Raw genomic sequence first — 18,759 nt, 5'->3', positions numbered from 1 at the left:
GCCGGCGCGTTGCACCGGCGGGGCCTAGCAGGCGGCGGGCTATCGTTGCGACTCGCCCGTCACTCCCACTCGATGGTGCCAGGGGGCTTGCTCGTGCAGTCGAGCACCACTCGGTTGACCTCCGGCACGGAGTTGGTGATCCGGTTGGAGATGCGTGCCAGGACGTCGTAGGGCAGGCGGGTCCAGTCCGCGGTCATGGCGTCCTCGCTGCTGACCGGCCGCAGAACAATGGGGTGGCCGTAGGTGCGTCCGTCGCCCTGCACCCCTACGGAGCGCACGTCGGCCAGCAGCACCACCGGGCACTGCCAGATCTCGTCGTCGAGCCCGGCGGCGGTGAGCTCCTCGCGGGCGATGGCGTCGGCAGCCCTCAACACACGCAGGTTCTCGGCCGTCACCTCGCCGATGACACGAATGCCCAGCCCCGGCCCGGGGAAGGGCTGGCGGGCGACGATCTTCTCCGGCACACCCAGCTCGCGGCCGATGGCACGTACCTCGTCCTTAAACAGCTCGCGCAGCGGCTCGATGAGCTCGAAGTCGAGGTCCTCGGGCAGGCCGCCCACGTTGTGGTGGCTCTTGATGTTGGCGGCGCCCTCTCCCCCGCCGGACTCGACGACGTCGGGATACAGAGTCCCCTGGACCAGGAAGCGGATCTCTCCGCCCTCGGCACCCACGGCCTCGATGACCCGGCGCTGGGCGGCCTCGAAGGAGCGGATGAACTCCCGGCCGATGATCTTGCGCTTGGCCTCCGGCTCGGTGACGCCGGCCAGGGCGCTCAGGAAGCGCTCGGTCTCGTCAACCGTGATGACGCGGATGCCCATGCCCTCGGCGTAGTCGTGCTCGACCTGCTCGCGCTCGCCGGCGCGCAGCAGGCCGTGGTCGACGAAGATGCAGGTGAGTTGGTCGCCGATGGCGCGGTGGACGAGGGCGGCGGCCACGGAGGAGTCCACTCCCCCGCTCAGGCCGCAGATGACGTGGGCGTCGCCCACCTGCTCGCGGATGCGGGCCACCTGCTCGTCAATGATGTTGTCCGGCGTCCAGGTGGCCGGCAGCCCCGCCTCCTTGTGCAGGAAGTTGACCAGGGCGGCCTGCCCGTGCTCGGAGTGGAGGACCTCGGGGTGCCACTGCAGCCCGTAGAGGCGGCGGCCCGGGTTCTCGAAGGCGGCCACCGGGGTCTGGGAGGTGGAGGCGGTGACCGTGAAGCCCTCAGGGGCGGCTTGGACCGCGTCGCCGTGACTCATCCACACCACCTGGTCGTCCGGGGTGCCGTCGAACAGGCAGGAGCCCTCAGCCACGCGGGCGGGGGTGTGCCCGTACTCGCGGGTGCCGGTGCGCCCGACCGTTCCGCCCAGGGCCTGGGCCATGGCCTGGAATCCGTAGCAGATGCCCAGGACCGGCACTCCGGCGTCGAAGATGGCCGGATCAACGGAGGGGGCGCCGTCGGCGTAGACCGAGGAGGGGCCACCGGAGAGGATGATGGCCGACGGCTGCTTGTCCAGCATGGCGGCGGCATCCATGGAGTGGGGCACGATCTCGGAGTAGACACCGGCCTCGCGCACGCGGCGGGCGATGAGCTGGGCGTACTGGGCGCCGAAGTCCACCACGAGGACAGGGCCGACGGCGCTGGAAGAAGTCTGGCTGGTCGTCACCGGAACAGAATAGCCGGGGCGGCAACCGGCCGCCTTCCGCCCTGCCGTCCGGCGATGACGCCATCTCTCGGCGTTGCCCGCCATCACAGGATGACTAGACCAGTGGTTGACGTCGTACTCCTGCCACACAGGTCACGTCTCCGTATCAAAACCACCGAGACGCCGGTCCCCTCAATGTTCCTCTGAGACCATGATTCCCCTCAATGACGCCACAATCGGGCACGCCCCTCCAAGAGCGATCACCCCATCTCCCTACGACGTCCTGTGATCCACGAACCACCGACGCAACACACGTCACGATCCTTTGTCTAGACAATCGGATGGAGCGTTCCTAGAGTTCTACGTGACGGAGAAACCTCCGTCCGGCCCACGGGCTGCACACAGTCGTGCAGGGACGCACGACTCATGGTCAGGCGGACCTGCTCGACACACACCGAGAGGAACACTCACATGACCGCCACCATCACCGAGCGCCCCACCCAGACCGTCGAGACCACCGCTGCCGCCACCGCCACCCAGGCGACCACCGGCACGCAGACCGACGCCAACCGCCTCACCTTCGCCGTCGCCATGATCGCCGTCATGTTCGCCGTCATGGTCATGGCTGTTGTCGGCGCCGTCACCGGCATCCCGACCCTCATGTTCGCCTCCTCCGTCTTGGCCGCGATCACCATGGGCGTGGGCATCTACACCGGCGTCAACCTCCTCGAGGCCCGCTGAGCGTAGACGACTCCAACGAGCTCGCTGGAGCTCCACCGGATCCGGACCACGCATCACAAGCAACGCAGGCCCCGGACCCAGCCCGGCAAGGGCGCAGAAACAACGAGGCTGCGCGGCCAAGGAAGCCCGCGCAGACATGGCAACCCGAGGGGCACCGCACACGCGGCGCCCCTTTTCTCATGCCCGCGCCAACATCAGGAGCGGAAAGCAGAGCGGCGCCGAACCAATGCACCGGCACTCACGCAGGATTCAGAACATGCCGTTGTCGTTGGCGGAGGTCTCCGGGATCACCTGGAGCACGTCCCAGTGCTCGACGATTCGGCCGCGCTCATCGAGGCGGAAGATGTCGATGCTCGCGTAGTCATTCGACCCCGGCCACCGCTGGTGGCAGTGCAGGATGACGTAGTCCCCCTCGGCGAAGGCGCGCACGAACTCCACGCTCTTGCCAGGGTAGTCGCGAGCCATCCGCTCGAAGTACTCGATGAAGGCCTCCTTGCCGTCGGCCACGTGAGTGTTGTGCTGCCGGTACTCCTCGCCGGCGTAGCGCTCCAGCGCCTCCCTCGGCCGACACTGATTGAACATCAGATCGTAGAAGGCCTTCACGTTCTCCTTGTTGCGCTCCAGGGTGCGCTCCAGCTCAGTGGACATACGGGACTCCTCCTCTTAACAACGGTCACGATGGTAAGTCGGAGCCCCTCCGCGGTCGACGTTGCACCGCCGCGACACCCGAGATGTCCACATCGGAGACAAAGGCGGAATCCAGGCTCACAGCACCAATAAGAAACCGCATGATTCCGCGGTTTCATCAGCGGCCTGATCGAGCCGCCGGCTCCTTTGTCTCCGATGTGGACACCAAGCACCCTCTTCCTCGGTTTCGGATCAGGCATCGCGCCTCCCACCCAGACCGAGGCCCCGAGCAGGAGGCGCGAGGATGAGAGCAGGCGGTCAGCCCCGGAAAACCGGGGCTGACCGCCTGGGATCACAGCGACATGTCGACAACGGCGCGCCCCTGAATCTCGCGGTTGCGCAGCGCGGTGTAGCCGGCACCGGCCTCCTCCAGCGGCAGGCGGCGCGAGACGACATCGCGGTAGTTGATGACGCCCTTGTCGGCCAGGTCGACAACGGCCGGCAGGTCCTGGCGGGTGCGCGCCCCGTAGGAGCCGAGGATCGACTGCGAGCGGCGCACGGTGCGGTTGATCTCCACCCCGGCGGTCTGCACGCCGGCCCCCAGACCGATCGGCACCATGCGGCCACCATCGGACAGGACATCCAGGGCGGTGGTCCAAGTGGCGGGGATGCCCAGAGCCTCGAAGGAGACGTCAACACCCTTGCCGCCGGTAAGCCGGAAGACCTCCTCACGGGCGTCCTGGGTGACGGAGTTGACCACGGCCGTGGCCCCGTAGTCGAGCATGGGGGCCAGCTTCTCGTCATCAACGTCGATGGCGATGACCTGGTTGGCGCCGAAGGCCCGGGCGATCTGGACGATGTTGGTGCCCACGCCGCCGGTGGCGACCACGGCGACGGTCTCCCCGTAGCGCAGGTCGGCGCCGCGGCGCACGGCCCCATAACCGGTCATAGCCGCGCACCCCAGGATGGCCGCCGGCACCATGTCGATGGTGTCCGGCACGGGGGCCACCGCGGTGGAGGGAACGACCGCGTACTCGGCCAGGCCGCCCATGGAGTACATGGCCACCGGCTCTCCGTCGGGGGTCGCCAGGCGGGTGGTGCCGTCGTAGAGGACGCCCTTGAGGCGGTTGAGGTCGAAGAAGGGGCCGCACAGCTCGTCACGCCCCGAGGCGCAGGCGTCACACTGACCGCAAGGCATGAGGAAGCCGCCGGCCACCTTCTGCCCGATCGTCAGGCCGGTGTGCTCGTTGCCGGGGCCGAGCTCCACGATGGTGCCGGAGACCTCGTGGCCGAGCACCGCCGGCAGCGGGAAGGCGATGGCGCCACCGATGACGTGGAGGTCGGAGTGGCACAGCCCGCAGGCGGCCACCTTGATGAGGACCTCGCCGCTCTTGGGTCGGGGCGTGCGCAGGGTCTCAATCTGCAGGCCGACCTCGTGGTCCCGCAGGACCGCGGCCTTCATGGTTTCAGGAATGGTCTCGGGGATGGACACGGTTGTCTCTGAGGCCTGGACTGCCTCGTTGCTCGTCATGCTCAGGTGCCTCTCTGTCAGGTGTCGACGACGTCGGGCCGCCGAGTGGCTCCTTGCGGCCACACCTCCACCATACGACATTTGTCCTGACAAATCATAGGTCCGAAGTCGGATGCTCAGGGCGCGGTCCTCAGAGACGTCCTGCGTGCCAGACCCCTAGACCTTGAGCTCGCGCGGCAGGCGCAGGAGCACGACGGCGACACTGAGTACCGACAGCGTGAAGGCCGCCCAGAACAGGGCGTGGGTTCCGAGGTAGCTCACGATGAGCAGTGAGGCCAGGAGGACTCCGGCACGCGCCAGGACTCCCCCGGTCGCCGAGGCGCGCCGCTGCGCCTCAACCAGCCAGGGCGGGATCCGCGGGTCGATCGCCCCCTGGCAGGCGGGCAGGACCAGGACCGACTGGCTGGCGACCAGGATCGTCAGGGAGATGGTGATCGTCCAGGCGCCGCCCACACCCCCCAGGGTCATGCCGGTCACCAGGAAGGTGGCCCCCAGGACGGCGACGACCGTTCCCAGCACCACCCGCAGGAAGCGCAGCTGCTCGACCCGGGTCACCAGCGCCAGGGCCAGGAGCGCAAACCCCATCCAGGTCGCGGCGCTCACGGCGATCGCTACGGATGCGAGGCCGAGCTCGGTGGCGATCAGCGGAGCCAGGACCAAGGCCGCCGCCCCCAGGGGCGCCTCCTGGGCGATGATGAGGACGGCGCCGGTGAGCACGGCGGCACGCACCTCGGGCACTCGCAGCTCAGCGGGAGACATGGCTTGCTGCTCGGCCATCATCTCCGCGTCCAGCCGGGTCCAGTCGATGGCCACGGAGGCCTCCAGGGTCCCGTGCAGGCGGCGCAGCGCCTCGAAGGCCTCGACGTCGCGCCCCTGCCGCACCAGCCAGACCGGGCTCTCGGGCAGGAGCAGGGCACAGGCTAGATACGCCAGCGCAGCGAGGGCGACCATCGCCCAGGCGATGAGGAGCCGCGGGGGACTCCACCAGGCCGCCAGGACCACAACACCGGCCGCCGCCGGACCAAGAGCCATGGCCTGCGGCATGAGCCGTTTGTGGCCGCGCAGAGAGAGCTCGTGGCACACCAATGGCGCCACAACGAGCACCCCACCCACGGCAAGGCCCACCAGGCCCGCCCCGATCAGGCCAACGACGCCGCCGAGCCCGGCTGCGACCCCGGCGCCCAGCACTGCCAGAGCCCCCATGAGCAGGCCCATTCTCCGTCGCCCCAGATACCGGGCGAGGGGGCGGCCGGTGACGGTTCCCAGCACCATCGCCGCAGCGACGACACCGAGCAGGGGCAGAGCGGCGCCGCGCGCGCCGGCGACCTCGATAGCCAGCGCCCCTTCCAAGGCGCCGAGGAACAGACCTGCCGCCCACGCGTACAGGCGGAGGCGGAGCGGAGCGGGTGGCGCGCTGCGCGGCGGATGCGGGTTCATGGACCAGTCACCGTGTACGTCATAGGCGGCAGATATGTGATGAGCTCAGTTGGGAGGAGTGCTGTCTGAACAAGGAGAGGTCGGGAGGGGAACTGCGGCAGTTTCTCAGAGCCTGACGGTTGCTTCAATCCGACCGTCTCGGCTCAGCTTCACTGGCCACTGCCGCAGTCCCTCACCCCTTGGCCTCAGCTGTACTCCTTCTCGAATCGCACCTCGAGCTCCTCCAGGGAGTGGTACTTCGTCTCAGGCACGAACTTCATGTAGAAGATGAGTGACAGGACGTTGAGCAGGCAGAAGATGAGGTAGGTCCCCGCCCCTCCGAGCTTCTCCATCATGACGGGGAAGACCGCGGCGACGATCGCGTTGCCGATCCACAGAGTGCCCACGGCCAGCCCCATGGCCGTACCGCGAACCTTGGCGGGGTAGATCTCCGCGATGAGGACCCAGGTGACTGTCCCGGACTGCTTGGCGAACACGAACAGCGAGACGATGAGCAGCACCAGGTAGGGGGCGAAGGCGGGGGCTCCCGTGATGTTGCCGTCGGCGTCCTGGTATGGCTGGATGAGGAAGTAGAAGACCGCTGCCAACAGCCCGAGGGAGACCACGATGCTGGCCTCCTGGTAGATGCCGACGTGGCGGCGGGCGAACTTGGTGACCAGCCACAGGCCGATGGCGGAGCCCACGAAGGAGACGAATCCGGAGACGACGTTGAGGGAGATCGCATCACTCATGGGCAGGCCGGCCGCGGAGAGCACCTTGGGCGTGTAGTACATAGCTGTGTTGATGCCGGTAACCTGGTCGGCCAGGCCCAGGATGATGCCGATGAAGAGCAGGTGGCGGGTCCATTTGACGCCCATGATCTGCGCCAGGCCCCACTTCTCCTGGTTGGCCTCCTTGCGCTGGATCTCCAGCATCTCGTCGACCTCTTCAGCGATGGAGCCGTCCTTGGACTCGTCGCGCACCCGCTTGAGGGAGCCGATGGCCTCGGCGATGCGCAGGTTGGCGACGTACCAGCGCGAGGACTCCGGCATGAGGCGGATGCCGAACCACAGGGCCACGGCGGGCAGGGTGGCCAGGACGAGCATGTAGCGCCAGGTCATGCCGTTGCCGGACTCGATCACGACGTTGCTGAAGTGCTGCACGGTCTCCCAGGCGACCTTGTCGCCGGCCTTGGCGACGACCTCACCGGACTTGTTGACGACGTCGTTGGCCAGGGTGACCTCCGGGCCGCCGTGCATGCGGGCCAGGACGGCGTTCATGGAGAAGGCGAGGAACTGGCCGAAGACGATCATCATCTGGTCCACGGCCACCAGGGTGCCGCGGATGCGCTTGGGGGCCGTTTCACCGAGGAAGACGGGAACGATCGCCGAGGCGCCACCGACGGCGAAGCCCAGCACGATCCGGAAGAAGTAGAGGACCCAGATGTTGGGCGAGATCGTGCAGCCCAGCGCCCCGAAGAAGAAGACGATGGCCAGGAGCATGATGTTGTGCCGGCGCCCGTACTTGTCGGAGAGCTTGCCACCCACCGAGGCGCCGAGCGCGGCGCCAATGCACAGCAGGCCGCCGATCCAGCCCTCCTCCCAGGAGGTGATCTGCAGGCCGTCGGCGCCGTGCGGCAGGTACATGTAGGGCAGGGCACCGGAGATGACACCGGTGTCGTACCCGAAGAGCAGCGAGCCGAGGGTGGCGACCAGGGCGATGAGTCCGAGCGAGCGCTTCGGCCCTGAGGCGGGGGTCTGGTCGACCAGCTCCCGGATCTTCTCCGGCGTGTAGTGCACCGCAGAACTGGGTGTTGTGGACATGAAGGAACTCCTTGGGTCGTCCGCCATCGTTGGCGGAGGCGAAAGAGAGCGCTGCTGGGTGGACCGGATGGCCCGGCCCGCCGGTCACCGCCCCGCAGCGCAGGAGCGGGAGCCGGCAGCATGGGCGGCCCTCACCGCCAGCGGGGAGGGCCGACGAGGGTCAGCCGAGCTCCTCGCGGAGCCGGGCCAGCACTCGGCGGTTGATGTCATCGGCGCGCTCATGCCAGCCGAAGACGCACACGGAGAGCACACCGTCGAAGCTGATGTCGCGCAGCGTGGAGAAGACGGCGTCCCAGTCGACCTCGCCATTGCCGACCTCGTTGTGCTGGTGGACGGTGACGTCGGCGCCGGGCGGGTTGACGATGTAGCGGTTGCCGTCGTTGGCGCGGTGGTTGAAGCCGTCGGCGATATGGACCTCGCGCAGCTTGCCGGCCTCGTGGGCGGTGCGGATCATGCGCTCGACGTCACCGGCGCCGTCGGAGAGGTGGAAGGCGTGGGGGCAGCAGAACTCGTAGCCGATCCAGTCCTTGTTGACCGCGCGCACGAGGTTCAGGGCGGGGTCGTGCAGCTCGACGAAGTCGTAGGGGTGGGCCTCCATGTTGAGGCGGATGCCGTAGCGCTCGAAGTCGGGGATGAGCTCCTCGATGGAGCGGAACCACTGCTCCTCGCTGCGGCGGGCCTGGTTGCGGTCTCCGGAGAACTCGGAGGTGATCTCCCGGACGTCGATCTGGTCGGCGAGCTCGAGCAGGCGGCGCCAGTTGGACACCTGGGCGCGCCGCTCCTCCTCGTCGGGCGAGGACCAGTTGAAGACCGGGTTGAGGGTGCGCACCTTGACGCCCGTCTCCTTCTGGGCCTTGTTGAGCTCGGCGACGAAGGCGTCGTCGGCGGCGGGGCGGTGGTGCCAGAAGTGGAAGTCCGCGTTGGGTGAGAGCTCGACGTGCTCGAAGCCCAGCTCGGCGGCCTTGTAGAGCGTGCGCACCGTGGACATGGTGCGGTAGTACATGTTCGGGTCAAGGGCGATGTCTACCAAGGAGGTCTCCTCTCGGGTGCCGACATCCATGTCGACACCCCCATAATGTCATGACAATAGCGTCTGGGGAAGTGGTCGGGGCGGGTATTTTCAGATCCCTCGACGGCGCGACAGAAGATCCCTGTCTCGCCAACGAAAAGTCCTCGTCCCGGGAGGCGGGGCTCAGGCCTCCCGGGACGAATGCGGCGGATGTGACCCGTCACCGCCCCGCCGAGGGCGACCCCGGCGCGCTCGCGAACACGCAGCAATCGCGAACGCTCCGGAAGGCGGCCGCATCGGCGAGGACGATGACGGGAGGCTTCAGGCGTAGAAGGCGGGCTTGTCGATGAGCGTCACGTCGACCAACGGCGAGGACTCGTCCTCCAGCGAGGCGACCGCCGCGTCAACCACAGAGGTGGCCGCATAGCCGTCCCAGGACGTCGAGCCGGTGTGCTCGTCGCGGGCGACGGCGTGAATCCACTCCTGCACCTCGCGGTTGAAGGCATCCTCGAAGCGGTCGATGTGCGACTGGCACATGGCGTTGCGATTGCCGTGGATGTCGCGGATGTGGATCCGCTCCTGGTCTCCCAGCCTCACCGCGGCGGTCTCCAGCACGAGCTCGCACTCGATGGAGTAGGCGTACTGCAGATTGACGTTGACCTCGTCGTCGATGCGCACGCCGGACTCGGTGTACATGACGACGACGACCGGGTCGATGAGGTGGTCGAAGCGGTGGGTGGTGGACCTGGGGCGCTCGACGCGAACCTTGACGATCTCCTCGCCCAGGAGCCAGCGCATCGTGTCGATCTCGTGGATCGCCGTGTCGTCGATGGCCATGCGCGAGGTGTAGGACTCCGGCACGGTGGGGTTGCGGTGACGGTTGTGGACCAGGAGGGCCTGGCCGTTGTCGCCGTCGTCGAGGATCTTCTTCATCTCGTTGTAGGCGGCGTCGAAGCGGCGCATGAAGCCCACGGTGACGAGCTTCTTGCCGGCCTTCTGCTCGGCCTCCATGATGGCGATGCAGTCCTCGGCAGTGGTGGCCAGGGGCTTCTCACACAGAACGTACTTGCCGGCCTCGATGGCCTTGATGACATCGGGGGCGTGGACCTTGCCGAAGGTGGCAATGAGGACGGCGTCGACGTCCGGGTCATTGATGAGCTCGTCGGCGCTGTCGTAGGCCTTGGCACCGTAGGGCTGCGCGGCCGAGACCGCGGCCTCGTGGTTGATGTCGGCCACGGCGACGATCTCGCCGCCGGACAGCACGCCCGCGATGCGGGCCAGGTGGGCGCGGCCCATGCCGCCGGCGCCGATGAGTCCGATGCGTACAGTCATGCGTGTCTCCTCGTTGAGGTGGTGTCAGTGGTAGGTCGGCTTGTGATGCGGCAGGGCCTCAGGCGAGTCCCAGGCCGCACTCGGCCAGGTACGTGCGCATGTTGATGGCGTTCTGCTTGGGGAAGGTGGGCTCGCAGGGGTAGCAGTCCTGCTCGCAGATCGCGTAGATCGGCTTGTCCAGGGCGGCCAGGGCGTCGACGAACTCGTGCATCTCGGGCAGGCCGGCGGGCGGGCAGACCGAGGCACCCTTGGTGACGGCCTCACCGAAGGGCCAGTCCTTCTCGTGGGCCTCGCGGGTGATGTCCTCGTCGAAGGCCTTGATGTGGACGTAGGTGATGCGCTCGGGGTACTTCCGGCACAGCTCGACCGGGTCACCACCGCCGTAGACGACGTGCCCGGAGTCCAGACACAGGTTGACGTAGGTGGGGTCGGTGGCGTCGAAGATACGGGCGATCTCCTCGGGGGTCTCGATGTGGGAGTCGCCGTGGGGGTGGAGGACCATCTTGAGGCCGTACTCGTCCAGGAGCATCTGCCCCAGGGCGTTGGCGTGCTCGACGTAGAGCTTCCAGGCGTCGTCGGACAGGACGCGGTCGTCGGTCCACTCCCAGGTTTTGTCGTCGCGATAAAGCGGGGGCAGGTGGACGATGTACTCGGCACCGACGGCGGCGTGGGTCTCGGCGATGGCGCGGAAGGTCTTGAGGGTGGTTTCCCAGGCCTCCTGCTTGTGCAGGATGCCCCAGCCGGTGCCGGCCACCACCCTCATGCCGAACTCGTCGCACCACTTCTGGAGCTCCTTGGGGTCGGTCGGGAAGTAGCCGAAGGGGCCGGTCTCAATGACCTCGAAGCCGGCCTCGGCCATCTCCTCCCAGGCCTGACGGGGGTCCATCTGCTTGGGGTCCTCGGGGAACCAGACGCCCCACTGGTCGGGGCAGACACCGATGGTGAGCTTGGAGTACTTGGAATCGTTGGTGTTGACGGCTTTGGACATCGTTGTCTCCTTCGTGGGACGACATCCGAATCGTTTCGGACGCGACATCCACTGTACGCCCTCACCGACCAAGAATCTAGGGCTTTGTACGAACAAAGACGTCTGATCTTTCGCGTTCCTCCACTCGCCCGAGCCACCGAGCCCTCCCCCTGTTCCGCGAGAACGCACCCTCAGCCCCGAGCCCCGACCCCAGCCCTGGCTCTGCGCCACGAGTCGGCTGCTCGCCAGCGGGGACATCCTCCGCGTGGAGGTGCACTATCCCCCGGCCGGGGACGTCCTGCGCGTAGGGGGACAGGATTCCTGTCCCCGACGGCGTCGAAGGTCCCCGGCCGGAAGCACACGCACCCGGCCGCGCGGAATGTCCCCGGCTGTCACACTGAGCGCTTCGTTGGGAGCGATGTCGGCGATCTGGACGCGCCGCGCCACCGGATCCTCACGCTCTTCCCTCACCCGGCCGCGCGCCTGTGGCGCCCGGTGGCTGACTTCTGTAAATAGGGGGCACCCTCCCGCCCCGACAAAGGCGCGGACGCACCATAGGGCTCGCGGACTCATCCTGAAGGATCGGTCCTCAAGGTCTATGGTGCGTCCGCGTTGCTGGGTGGCGGAGCAGCCGGGCCTACTCCTCGCGCTGGAAGGACATGGTCGCGGCGTAGGTCTTCTCCGAGGGCCAGCGGGTGGTCACCGCCTTGGCGCGGGTGTAGAACCGCACGCCCTCGGGACCGTGGATGTGGGTGTCACCCAGGAGCGACTCCTTCCAGCCGCCGAAGGAGTAGTAGGCCACCGGCGTCGGGATCGGCACGTTGATGCCCACCATGCCGGCCTCGACGTCGAGCTCGAAGCGGCGGGCCACACCGCCGTCGTTGGTGAAGATGGCCGCTCCGTTGCCGAAGGGCGAGGAGTTGACCTGCTTGATGGCCTCCTCGTAGGTGTCGGCGTGGACGATCGCGAGCACCGGCCCGAAGACCTCCTCGGTGTAGAGCGAGGACTCCAGGGGGACGTTGTCGACGATGGTCGGGCCGAGGAAGTGGCCCTTCTCGTGTCCGGGGATGACCAGGGGGCGGCCGTCGAGGACGACCTCGGCGCCCTTGGCCTCGGCGTCGTCGATGAGTCCGGTGATGAACTCCTTGGACTTGGCGTCGATGACCGGGCCCATCTCGACGCCCTCGTCCATGCCGTAGCCGACCTTGATCTTCTCGGCGTGGGCCTTGACGCGGCGGGCCAGGTCCGGGCCGCAGCCACCCACGGCCACGACGACGGGCAGGGCCATGCAGCGCTCGCCGGCCGCGCCGAAGGCGGCGGCGGAGATGTGCTGGGCGGCGAAGTCCAGGTCGGAGTCGGGCATGACGATGGCGTGGTTGTTCGCCCCGCCCAGGGCCTGGACGCGCTTGCCGTGGGTGACGCCGGTGTTCTGGACGATGTGGGCCACCGGAGTGGAGCCCACGAAGGAGATCGCGTCGATACCGGGGTGCTCGAGGACCTTGGAGACCATGGTGCGGTTGCCGGAGACGACGTTGAAGACGCCGTCGGGCAGACCGGCCTCCTTGTAGAGCTCGGCCGTCAGCAGGGCCGCCGACGGCGTGGCCGAGGCCGGCTTGAGGATGAAGGCGTTACCGGTGGCGATGGCGATGGGGTGCATCCACATGGGCACCATGGCGGGGAAGTTGAAGGGGCAGATGCCGGCGACGACGCCGACCGGCTGACGCAGGGTGTGGATGTCCACGCCGGTGGAGATGTCGAAGGAGTGCTCGCCCTTGAGGGCCAGGTTGATGGCGGTGGCGAAGTCGAGGGTCTCGCGCCCGCGCTGGATCTCGCCAATGGCGTCGGAGTAGTTCTTGCCGTGCTCGGCCACGATCATCTTGGCCATCTCGTCCTGGTGGTCCAGGACCAGCTGGCGCATGCGGAACATGATCTCCGTGCGCTTGGCCAGCGAGACCTTCGCCCACTCCTTCTGAGCGCGGCGGGCCACCTCGACGGCGTGGTCGAGGTCGGCGTCGGAGGCCTGGAGCAGCTCGGCCTCGACCTCACCGGTTCCCGGGTTCTCGACGGCGAAGCGCCCGATCGGGTTTCCCTCGTAGTACTTTCCGTCAACCCAGTGCGCAATGGTTCTCATCGTTATCGACTCCTGATTGTCGGTTTCGCGGACCCGCCCCGCCTATGGGGTGGGTAGGGCCGGACTCGGACCAAGGTCTCACTGGCGGACCGGCCGGGCGCCCAGCGCCTTGCATGTGCCCCCAGCCTAACGTCCCAGACGGCGAATGGTGCCGTTTTGTCAGAACATAATCGGGGCGTTGACCACATCGTGATCTTGGCACCCCCTTCGCGGCGCCACCGGCACAGCGACCGGCGACGTCCTCACCGGACGGGGGTACGCACACGGCGGGGGTCCACGGCACCATCCGCCGTGGACCCCCGCCGTCGCGGCCGGCGCAGAAGCGCGCCGTGATCCGCGTCCTACCTGCGATCCCTTCAGGTAGAGGCCTTACAGGTAGTGGCGCTGAGGCTTGCGGTCACGCAGGTACTCCTCGTAGGCGCGCTGCGTGGACTCCAGCTCGGAGACCCCCGAGACCGGCACGTCCCACCAGCTCGAGCCGGGCGGGTTGGGGCCGTAGAGGTCGGTCTCGATGTGGATCATCGTGGGGCGGTCGGAGGCCTCGGCCTGGCGGTAGGCATCCTTGAACTCCGCGATGGTGTGGACCTCGAGGACGTCCAGGCCCCAGGAGCGGGCGTTGGCGGCGATGTCGACGCCGTCGATGACCTGCTCGTCGGCCAGGTGGCTGCCCTCGCCGCGGCGGCGGTACTTGGTGCCGAAGCGCTGGGATCCGCGGGACTCCGAAAGAGCACCGATGGAGCAGAAGCCGTAGTTCTGCAGCAGGACGTAGATGACCTTGATGTTCTCCTGGACCACGGTGGCCAGCTCCATGGGGAGCATCTGGTAGGTGCCGTCGCCCACGATGGCGACCACCTCGGCCTCAGGGCGGGCGAGCTTGACGCCCATGGCGGCGGGCACCTCGTAGCCCATGCAGGAGAAGGCGTACTCCACGTGGTACTGCAGCGGGCTGCGGGCCTGCCACAGGGCCTGGAGGTCACCGGGCATGGAGCCGGCGGCGTTGATGACCACGTCCTCCTCCCCCATGAGCTCGTTGAGGGCGCCGAAGACCTCGGTCTGGGCGGGCAGGGGTCCGTGGTCCAGGTGGTAGCAGCGCTCGGTGGCCTTGAGCCAGGCCTCCTTCTCCGCGGTGATCTCCTCGGAGTAGGCCGCCTCGACGCGGTAGTCCGCGAGCGCCTCTGTCAGGGCCGCCAGGGCCTCGCGGGCGTCGGCCACCACCATCTCGGCGCTCTCCTTGGCGGCGTCGAAGGGGGTGACGTTGATGTTCACGAACTTCACGCCGGGGTTCTTGAACTGGGTCTTGGAGGCCGTGGTGAAGTCGGAGTAGCGGGTGCCCACGCCGATGATGAGGTCGGCCTTGTCGGCGATGTGGTTGCCGGAGTCGCAGCCGGTGGAGCCCACGCCGCCCACGGCGCTGGGGTGGTCGAAGTTGATGGCGCCCTTGCCGGCCTGGGTGTCGCCCACCGGGATGCCGGTGGCGGTGGCCAGGGCGCGCAGCTCCTCGCTGGCTCCGGCGTAGATGGTGCCGCCGCCGGCGATGATGAGGGGGCGCTTGGCAGCCTTGATGAGGGCGACGGCGCGCTCCAGGGCGGCGGGCTCGGGCACCGGGCGGCGCACGTGCCACACGCGCTTGCGGAACAGCTCCACGGGCCAGTCGAAGACCTCGGCCTGGACGTCCTGGGGCATGGCGATGGTGACCGCGCCGGTCTCGGCGGGGTCGGTGAGCACGCGCATGGCGTTGAGCAGTGAGGGGATGAGCTGCTCGGGCCGGTTGATGCGGTCGAAGAAGCGCGAGACGGGGCGGAAGGCGTCATTGACGCTGACATCCAGGCTGGTGGGGTCCTCCAGCTGCTGGAGCACGGGGTCGGGGACGCGGGTGGCGAACTGGTCGGAGGGGAAGAGCAGCACCGGCAGGCGGTTGGTGGTGGCCAGGGCGGCCCCGGTGACCATGTTGAGGGAGCCCGGGCCGATGGAGGCCGTGCACATGTAGGTCTGGAGGCGGTTGGTGGTCTTGGCGAAGGCTGCTGCCGCGTGCACCTGCCCCTGCTCGTTGCGGGGCATGATGTAGGGCATCTCCTGCTCGCCGTCGGCGCGGGCTATCTCGTTCTGCAGGAGGGCCTGGCCGATGCCGGCCACGTTGCCGTGACCGAAGATGCCGAAGGCCCCGGCGATGAGGCGCTGCTCGACGCCGTCGCGCTCGGAGTACTGGTTGGACAGGAAACGGATGGTGGCCTGGGCGACCGTCAGGCGGATAGTGCCGGCGTAGGCTTCGTTGCTCATCGTGGTTCTTCTCTGCTCTTCTCAGGTGGTGGGGGCGGTCGAAAGGCGGATCGCTAGTCGTTCATGGGGGTCATGGGCAGGCGCGGGTCGACCTCCTGGCCCTCCCAGGTCTGACGCACCCAGGTGTGGTGGGGGTCGTCGGTCATGAGCCACACGGAGTCCTCGGCGGGGCCGGCCATGACGTTGAGGTAGTAGAGGTCGTAGCCGGGGGCGGCCACGGAGGGGCCGTGGTAGCCGTAGGGCATGACGACGACGTCGCCGCCGCGCACCTCGGTGCACACGTCGATGTCGTGGCCGGGCGAGGGGTAGATGCGCTGGAGCGCGAAGCCCTCGGCATCGCCCTCGCCGGCGCGGACCTGGTAGTAGTAGATCTCCTCCAGGACCCGCTCGACCTCGGTGTGCTCGTCGTGCTTGTGGGGCGGGTAGGAGGACCAGTTGCCTCCGGGGGTCAGGACCTCGCAGGCCAGCAGGTGAGAGGTCTCGACGTCGTTGCCCAGGGCGTAGTTGTTGACCTGGCGCGAGGAGGGGCCGGCCCCCCGCAGGCCGGTGCCGACCTCGGAGCGCGGGCAGTAGCGCAGCGGCTTGTCGGTGGTGGCCTTGGAGCCGGGCAGGGCGATGCGGGCGCCGTCAGCGCTGGTGAGGGTCACCTCGGTGTGGCGGGGGACGTAGACGTAGTCGGTGATGTCGGTGAAGACCGACTCGCGCCCGGCCACCTCGAGGCCCTCACCGCCGGCCTGGACGGTGCAGCCTCCCGACAGGGGCAGGACGAGGTACTCGTGCTCACCGGCGGGCACGGTCAGGGGCTTCCCAGGAGCGAGCGCCACCACGCGCAGGGAGGACCACTCCCAGCCGGCCCGCTCCGGGGTGAGGTCCAGCTCGTAGCTGTCGTGGGCGAGCTCGCCGGCGCGGATGACGTAGCGGGACTGGTCCGACGTCTCGGACGGGGCGGTGCGGTCGGTGTGGCCCATGGTGGTGCTCCTTCAGCTCCTGGGGGTAATCGTGGGGATTGTCTCGTATGGGGTGGCCCGGCCGGGGCCGATTGACGGGGGTTGCGGCGGTTGCGGTACGTACGTGCCGGGGCGGTGGGTCCGTTGGCGGGACGTGTCAGGTGCTCACAGCAGGGCGACGGCGGCGTCGACGGCGGCCTCGACGTCGTCATTGCCCGGGTAGAGCAGGGAGCGGCCCACGACCAGTCCCCTGACATTGGGAAGCTCCAGGGCCGCCGCCCAGGAGGCGCGGGTGGCCTCGGGGTCGGTGGAGACCTCGCCGCCCAGGATGAGGCTGGGCAGGGAGGTGGAGGCCATGACGCGCCGCATCGAGACGGGATCGCTGACGCAGGGCAGCTTGAGCCAGGTGTGCGCCGAGCTGCGCCCCAGCGCCTGGGCGATGCAGATCGAGCGGATGACGGCCTCCTCGCTGAGGTCGTTGACGATCCGGCCGCCCTCCCACCGCGAGATGAAGGGCTCGATCATGGCATTCAGGCCGCGCTCGGACAGGGAGTCGATGGCCTTGGCGCTGGCCTCGAGGGTGGCGGCGCTGGCGGGGTCGGCGTAGTTGATGCGGGTGAGCATCTTGCCGCCGTCGAGGTGGGAGGCCTCGATGCCGTCAGCGTCGTAGGCGCCGAAGCGGTCGTCCATCTCGAAGGAGGCCCCCTGGAGGCCGATCCGGTTCATCGAGCCCCACACGAGCTTGCCGTCCAGGGCGCCCAGGAGGGTCAGGTCCTCGATGATCTCGGCGGTTCCCAGGAACCCGTTAACGCCGGGCCGGGACAGGGCCGTCATGCAGCGCCGCAGGAGGTCTTCGCGGTCGGCCATCGCCAGGGGTCTCTCGCCGGCCCCCAGGGCCCCGCGGGCCGGGTGGTCGCAGGCGATGACCATGAGGCGCCCGGCCCCGGCCAGGTCGGCGCGGGGGCGCTGGGCCAGGACCCGGCCGATACGGCCGGGGTCGGTCACCCGGATCTCGGTGACGGCGTCGGTCAACGGCCGCGGCCCGGAGGCGGCAGGGGTGGATGATGCGTTCATCGGGGGCTCCTCACAGGTCCGTCAGCCCCGGGGCGACCTCGTCGCGGCGGGCGCGCATGAGCTCGAGCAGCTCGGGCTCGGTGGGCATAGCGGTGGAGCACTCCAGTCGCGAGGAGACGATCGCTCCTGCGGTGGAGGCGGCGAAGATGGTCTTCTCCAGGGACCAGCCCGACAGCAGGCCGTGGCAGATGGCCCCACCGAAGGCGTCCCCGGCTCCCAGGCCGTTCTTCGTCTCCACCGAGGTCACGGGCATCTCCACCCGCTCGGTGCGGGTCTTGGCCAACGTCCCCTCCAGGCCCTGCTTGACGATCGCCAGCTCAACGCCGGCCTCCAGGAGGGCGTCGGCCGCCCGCTCGGGGTCGCGCTCGCCGACGGCGACCTCACACTCCTCCCGGTTGCCGATGGCGACGGTGACCTTGGGAAGGATCCTGGAGACCTCCCGGTGGGCCGTCTCCTTGTCCTTCCAGAACATGGGGCGGTAGTCGAGGTCGGCGATCGTGAAGCGCCGCCGGTCGCGGGTGCCCAGGGCCGCGTGGTGGGCCGAGCGCGAGGGCTCCTTGCTCAGGCCGGTCGCCGAGATCCAGAAGATCGAGGCGTCGCGGATGGCCTCCAGCGGCAGGTCCTCCCAGGTCAGCTCCAGGTCGGGGGCCGAGGGCTCACGGTAGAAGTAGAGGGGGAAGTCATCCGGCGGGAAGATCTCGCAGAAGGTGACCGGGGTGTTGTAGGCGGCCTTGGTGACGACGTGGCGGTCGTCGACCCCCAGGCGGCGCATCTCGGTGCGCACGAAGCGCCCGAAGGGGTCGTTTCCCACGCCGGTGACGACGGCGGAGCGGTGCCCGTAGCGGGCGGCGGCCACCGCCACGTTGGTGGGGCTCCCGCCCAGGAACTTGCCGAAGCTCTCCACGTCCTCCAGCCCGACGCCGACCTGGAGGGGGTAGATGTCGATGCCGCAGCGCCCGATGGTGAGCACGTCGAGCCGGTCGGCGTCTCCGGCGCCTGCGGGTGAGCTCTCGGGCGCGACCGCCTCGGTCGCCCGGGTCGTTGCCGTCGTTGCTGTCGTCACGGTGATCGCGTCTCCACATCCTTGGGGGCTGCAGGCCTGCGGAACGGAGGTCTGCGTCGGGCGTCACTGCGAAGCCTGCCCCACTGGACCGCTCCAGGTCAAGCATTTGTCAGAACATTTAGGGGCCCATCATCCCGAACTGCAGCCGCAGGATGACGACAGTGCGTGACATCAGCACACAGCATCCGTATGCTCG

The 18,759-nt window shown here is 68.4% G+C and carries 14 protein-coding genes; 1 reads left to right on the top strand and 13 read right to left on the bottom strand.

The features are described from left to right. Positions 1-59: 59 nt before the first annotated feature. Positions 60-1,646 carry a glutamine-hydrolyzing GMP synthase gene (guaA, locus tag JJJ14_RS03400; protein ID WP_201444688.1) on the bottom strand — a complete coding sequence of 529 codons (1,587 nt, stop codon included), beginning with the start codon at positions 1,644-1,646 and terminating at the stop codon, positions 60-62. A 450-nt stretch (positions 1,647-2,096) separates the two neighbouring features. Between guaA and JJJ14_RS03395 the strand changes: the two genes are divergently transcribed. Continuing rightward, positions 2,097-2,366, top strand: a complete 270-nt coding sequence (locus JJJ14_RS03395) for a hypothetical protein (RefSeq protein WP_075374865.1) — start codon at positions 2,097-2,099, stop codon at positions 2,364-2,366. 249 nt (positions 2,367-2,615) lie between these two features. Here JJJ14_RS03395 and JJJ14_RS03390 read toward each other — a convergent pair whose 3' ends face one another. The 12 genes from JJJ14_RS03390 to iolC form a co-directional block, all read right to left on the bottom strand. Beyond that, positions 2,616-3,014 (bottom strand): nuclear transport factor 2 family protein, encoded by a 399-nt coding sequence (locus JJJ14_RS03390; RefSeq protein ID WP_201444687.1) that lies wholly within the window; start codon positions 3,012-3,014, stop codon positions 2,616-2,618. Between the two features lie 331 nt (positions 3,015-3,345). Beyond that, the gene (locus JJJ14_RS03385; RefSeq protein ID WP_201444686.1) at positions 3,346-4,524 is read right to left on the bottom strand and encodes a zinc-binding dehydrogenase; all 1,179 of its coding nucleotides are present in this window, start codon (positions 4,522-4,524) and stop codon (positions 3,346-3,348) included. A 156-nt stretch (positions 4,525-4,680) separates the two neighbouring features. Continuing rightward, positions 4,681-5,961, bottom strand: a complete 1,281-nt coding sequence (locus JJJ14_RS03380) for an MFS transporter (protein ID WP_201444685.1) — start codon at positions 5,959-5,961, stop codon at positions 4,681-4,683. 185 nt (positions 5,962-6,146) lie between these two features. Beyond that, a complete protein-coding gene (locus JJJ14_RS03375; protein ID WP_101559440.1) occupies positions 6,147-7,763 on the bottom strand; it encodes an MFS transporter in 1,617 nt (538 codons plus the stop codon). Positions 7,764-7,923: 160 nt separating this feature from the next. Beyond that, a complete protein-coding gene (locus JJJ14_RS03370) occupies positions 7,924-8,793 on the bottom strand; it encodes a sugar phosphate isomerase/epimerase family protein (RefSeq protein ID WP_075254236.1) in 870 nt (289 codons plus the stop codon). Between the two features lie 300 nt (positions 8,794-9,093). Continuing rightward, positions 9,094-10,104 carry a Gfo/Idh/MocA family protein gene (locus JJJ14_RS03365; protein ID WP_201444684.1) on the bottom strand — a complete coding sequence of 337 codons (1,011 nt, stop codon included), beginning with the start codon at positions 10,102-10,104 and terminating at the stop codon, positions 9,094-9,096. Between the two features lie 58 nt (positions 10,105-10,162). Then, positions 10,163-11,092 (bottom strand): sugar phosphate isomerase/epimerase family protein, encoded by a 930-nt coding sequence (locus JJJ14_RS03360; protein ID WP_101559442.1) that lies wholly within the window; start codon positions 11,090-11,092, stop codon positions 10,163-10,165. Between the two features lie 616 nt (positions 11,093-11,708). Then, positions 11,709-13,202 (bottom strand): CoA-acylating methylmalonate-semialdehyde dehydrogenase, encoded by a 1,494-nt coding sequence (locus JJJ14_RS03355; RefSeq protein WP_201444683.1) that lies wholly within the window; start codon positions 13,200-13,202, stop codon positions 11,709-11,711. A gap of 369 nt (positions 13,203-13,571) precedes the next feature. Next, positions 13,572-15,479, bottom strand: coding sequence for a 3D-(3,5/4)-trihydroxycyclohexane-1,2-dione acylhydrolase (decyclizing) (iolD, locus tag JJJ14_RS03350; RefSeq protein ID WP_201444682.1), 1,908 nt, complete (start codon positions 15,477-15,479; stop codon positions 13,572-13,574). 53 nt (positions 15,480-15,532) lie between these two features. Then, positions 15,533-16,447 (bottom strand): 5-deoxy-glucuronate isomerase, encoded by a 915-nt coding sequence (gene iolB, locus JJJ14_RS03345; RefSeq protein WP_201444681.1) that lies wholly within the window; start codon positions 16,445-16,447, stop codon positions 15,533-15,535. A 144-nt stretch (positions 16,448-16,591) separates the two neighbouring features. Then, positions 16,592-17,500, bottom strand: coding sequence for a Cgl0159 family (beta/alpha)8-fold protein (locus JJJ14_RS03340; protein ID WP_201444680.1), 909 nt, complete (start codon positions 17,498-17,500; stop codon positions 16,592-16,594). A 10-nt stretch (positions 17,501-17,510) separates the two neighbouring features. Further along, positions 17,511-18,563, bottom strand: a complete 1,053-nt coding sequence (gene iolC / locus JJJ14_RS03335; RefSeq protein WP_201444679.1) for a 5-dehydro-2-deoxygluconokinase — start codon at positions 18,561-18,563, stop codon at positions 17,511-17,513. Positions 18,564-18,759 lie beyond the last annotated feature (196 nt).

It is taken from the genome of Actinomyces sp. HMT 175 (genome assembly GCF_016694895.1).
GTDB classification, from domain to species: domain Bacteria; phylum Actinomycetota; class Actinomycetes; order Actinomycetales; family Actinomycetaceae; genus Actinomyces; species Actinomyces oris.
Note: the sequence above shows the minus strand (reverse complement) of the source record. Positions and strands in the feature narration are given on the sequence as shown.

Bases quoted from the DNA above. Each gene is read 5' to 3' on its own strand.
- JJJ14_RS03395 (WP_075374865.1), top strand. From the start codon at position 2,097: ATGACCGCCACCATCACCGAGCGCCCCACCCAGACCGTCGAGACCACC.
- JJJ14_RS03390 (WP_201444687.1), bottom strand. From the start codon at position 3,014: ATGTCCACTGAGCTGGAGCGCACCCTGGAGCGCAACAAGGAGAACGTG.
- JJJ14_RS03385 (WP_201444686.1), bottom strand. From the start codon at position 4,524: ATGACGAGCAACGAGGCAGTCCAGGCCTCAGAGACAACCGTGTCCATC.
- JJJ14_RS03380 (WP_201444685.1), bottom strand. From the start codon at position 5,961: ATGAACCCGCATCCGCCGCGCAGCGCGCCACCCGCTCCGCTCCGCCTC.
- JJJ14_RS03375 (WP_101559440.1), bottom strand. From the start codon at position 7,763: ATGTCCACAACACCCAGTTCTGCGGTGCACTACACGCCGGAGAAGATC.
- JJJ14_RS03365 (WP_201444684.1), bottom strand. From the start codon at position 10,104: ATGACTGTACGCATCGGACTCATCGGCGCCGGCGGCATGGGCCGCGCC.
- JJJ14_RS03360 (WP_101559442.1), bottom strand. From the start codon at position 11,092: ATGTCCAAAGCCGTCAACACCAACGATTCCAAGTACTCCAAGCTCACC.
- JJJ14_RS03355 (WP_201444683.1), bottom strand. From the start codon at position 13,202: ATGAGAACCATTGCGCACTGGGTTGACGGAAAGTACTACGAGGGAAAC.
- iolD (WP_201444682.1), bottom strand. From the start codon at position 15,479: ATGAGCAACGAAGCCTACGCCGGCACTATCCGCCTGACGGTCGCCCAG.
- iolB (WP_201444681.1), bottom strand. From the start codon at position 16,447: ATGGGCCACACCGACCGCACCGCCCCGTCCGAGACGTCGGACCAGTCC.
- JJJ14_RS03340 (WP_201444680.1), bottom strand. From the start codon at position 17,500: ATGAACGCATCATCCACCCCTGCCGCCTCCGGGCCGCGGCCGTTGACC.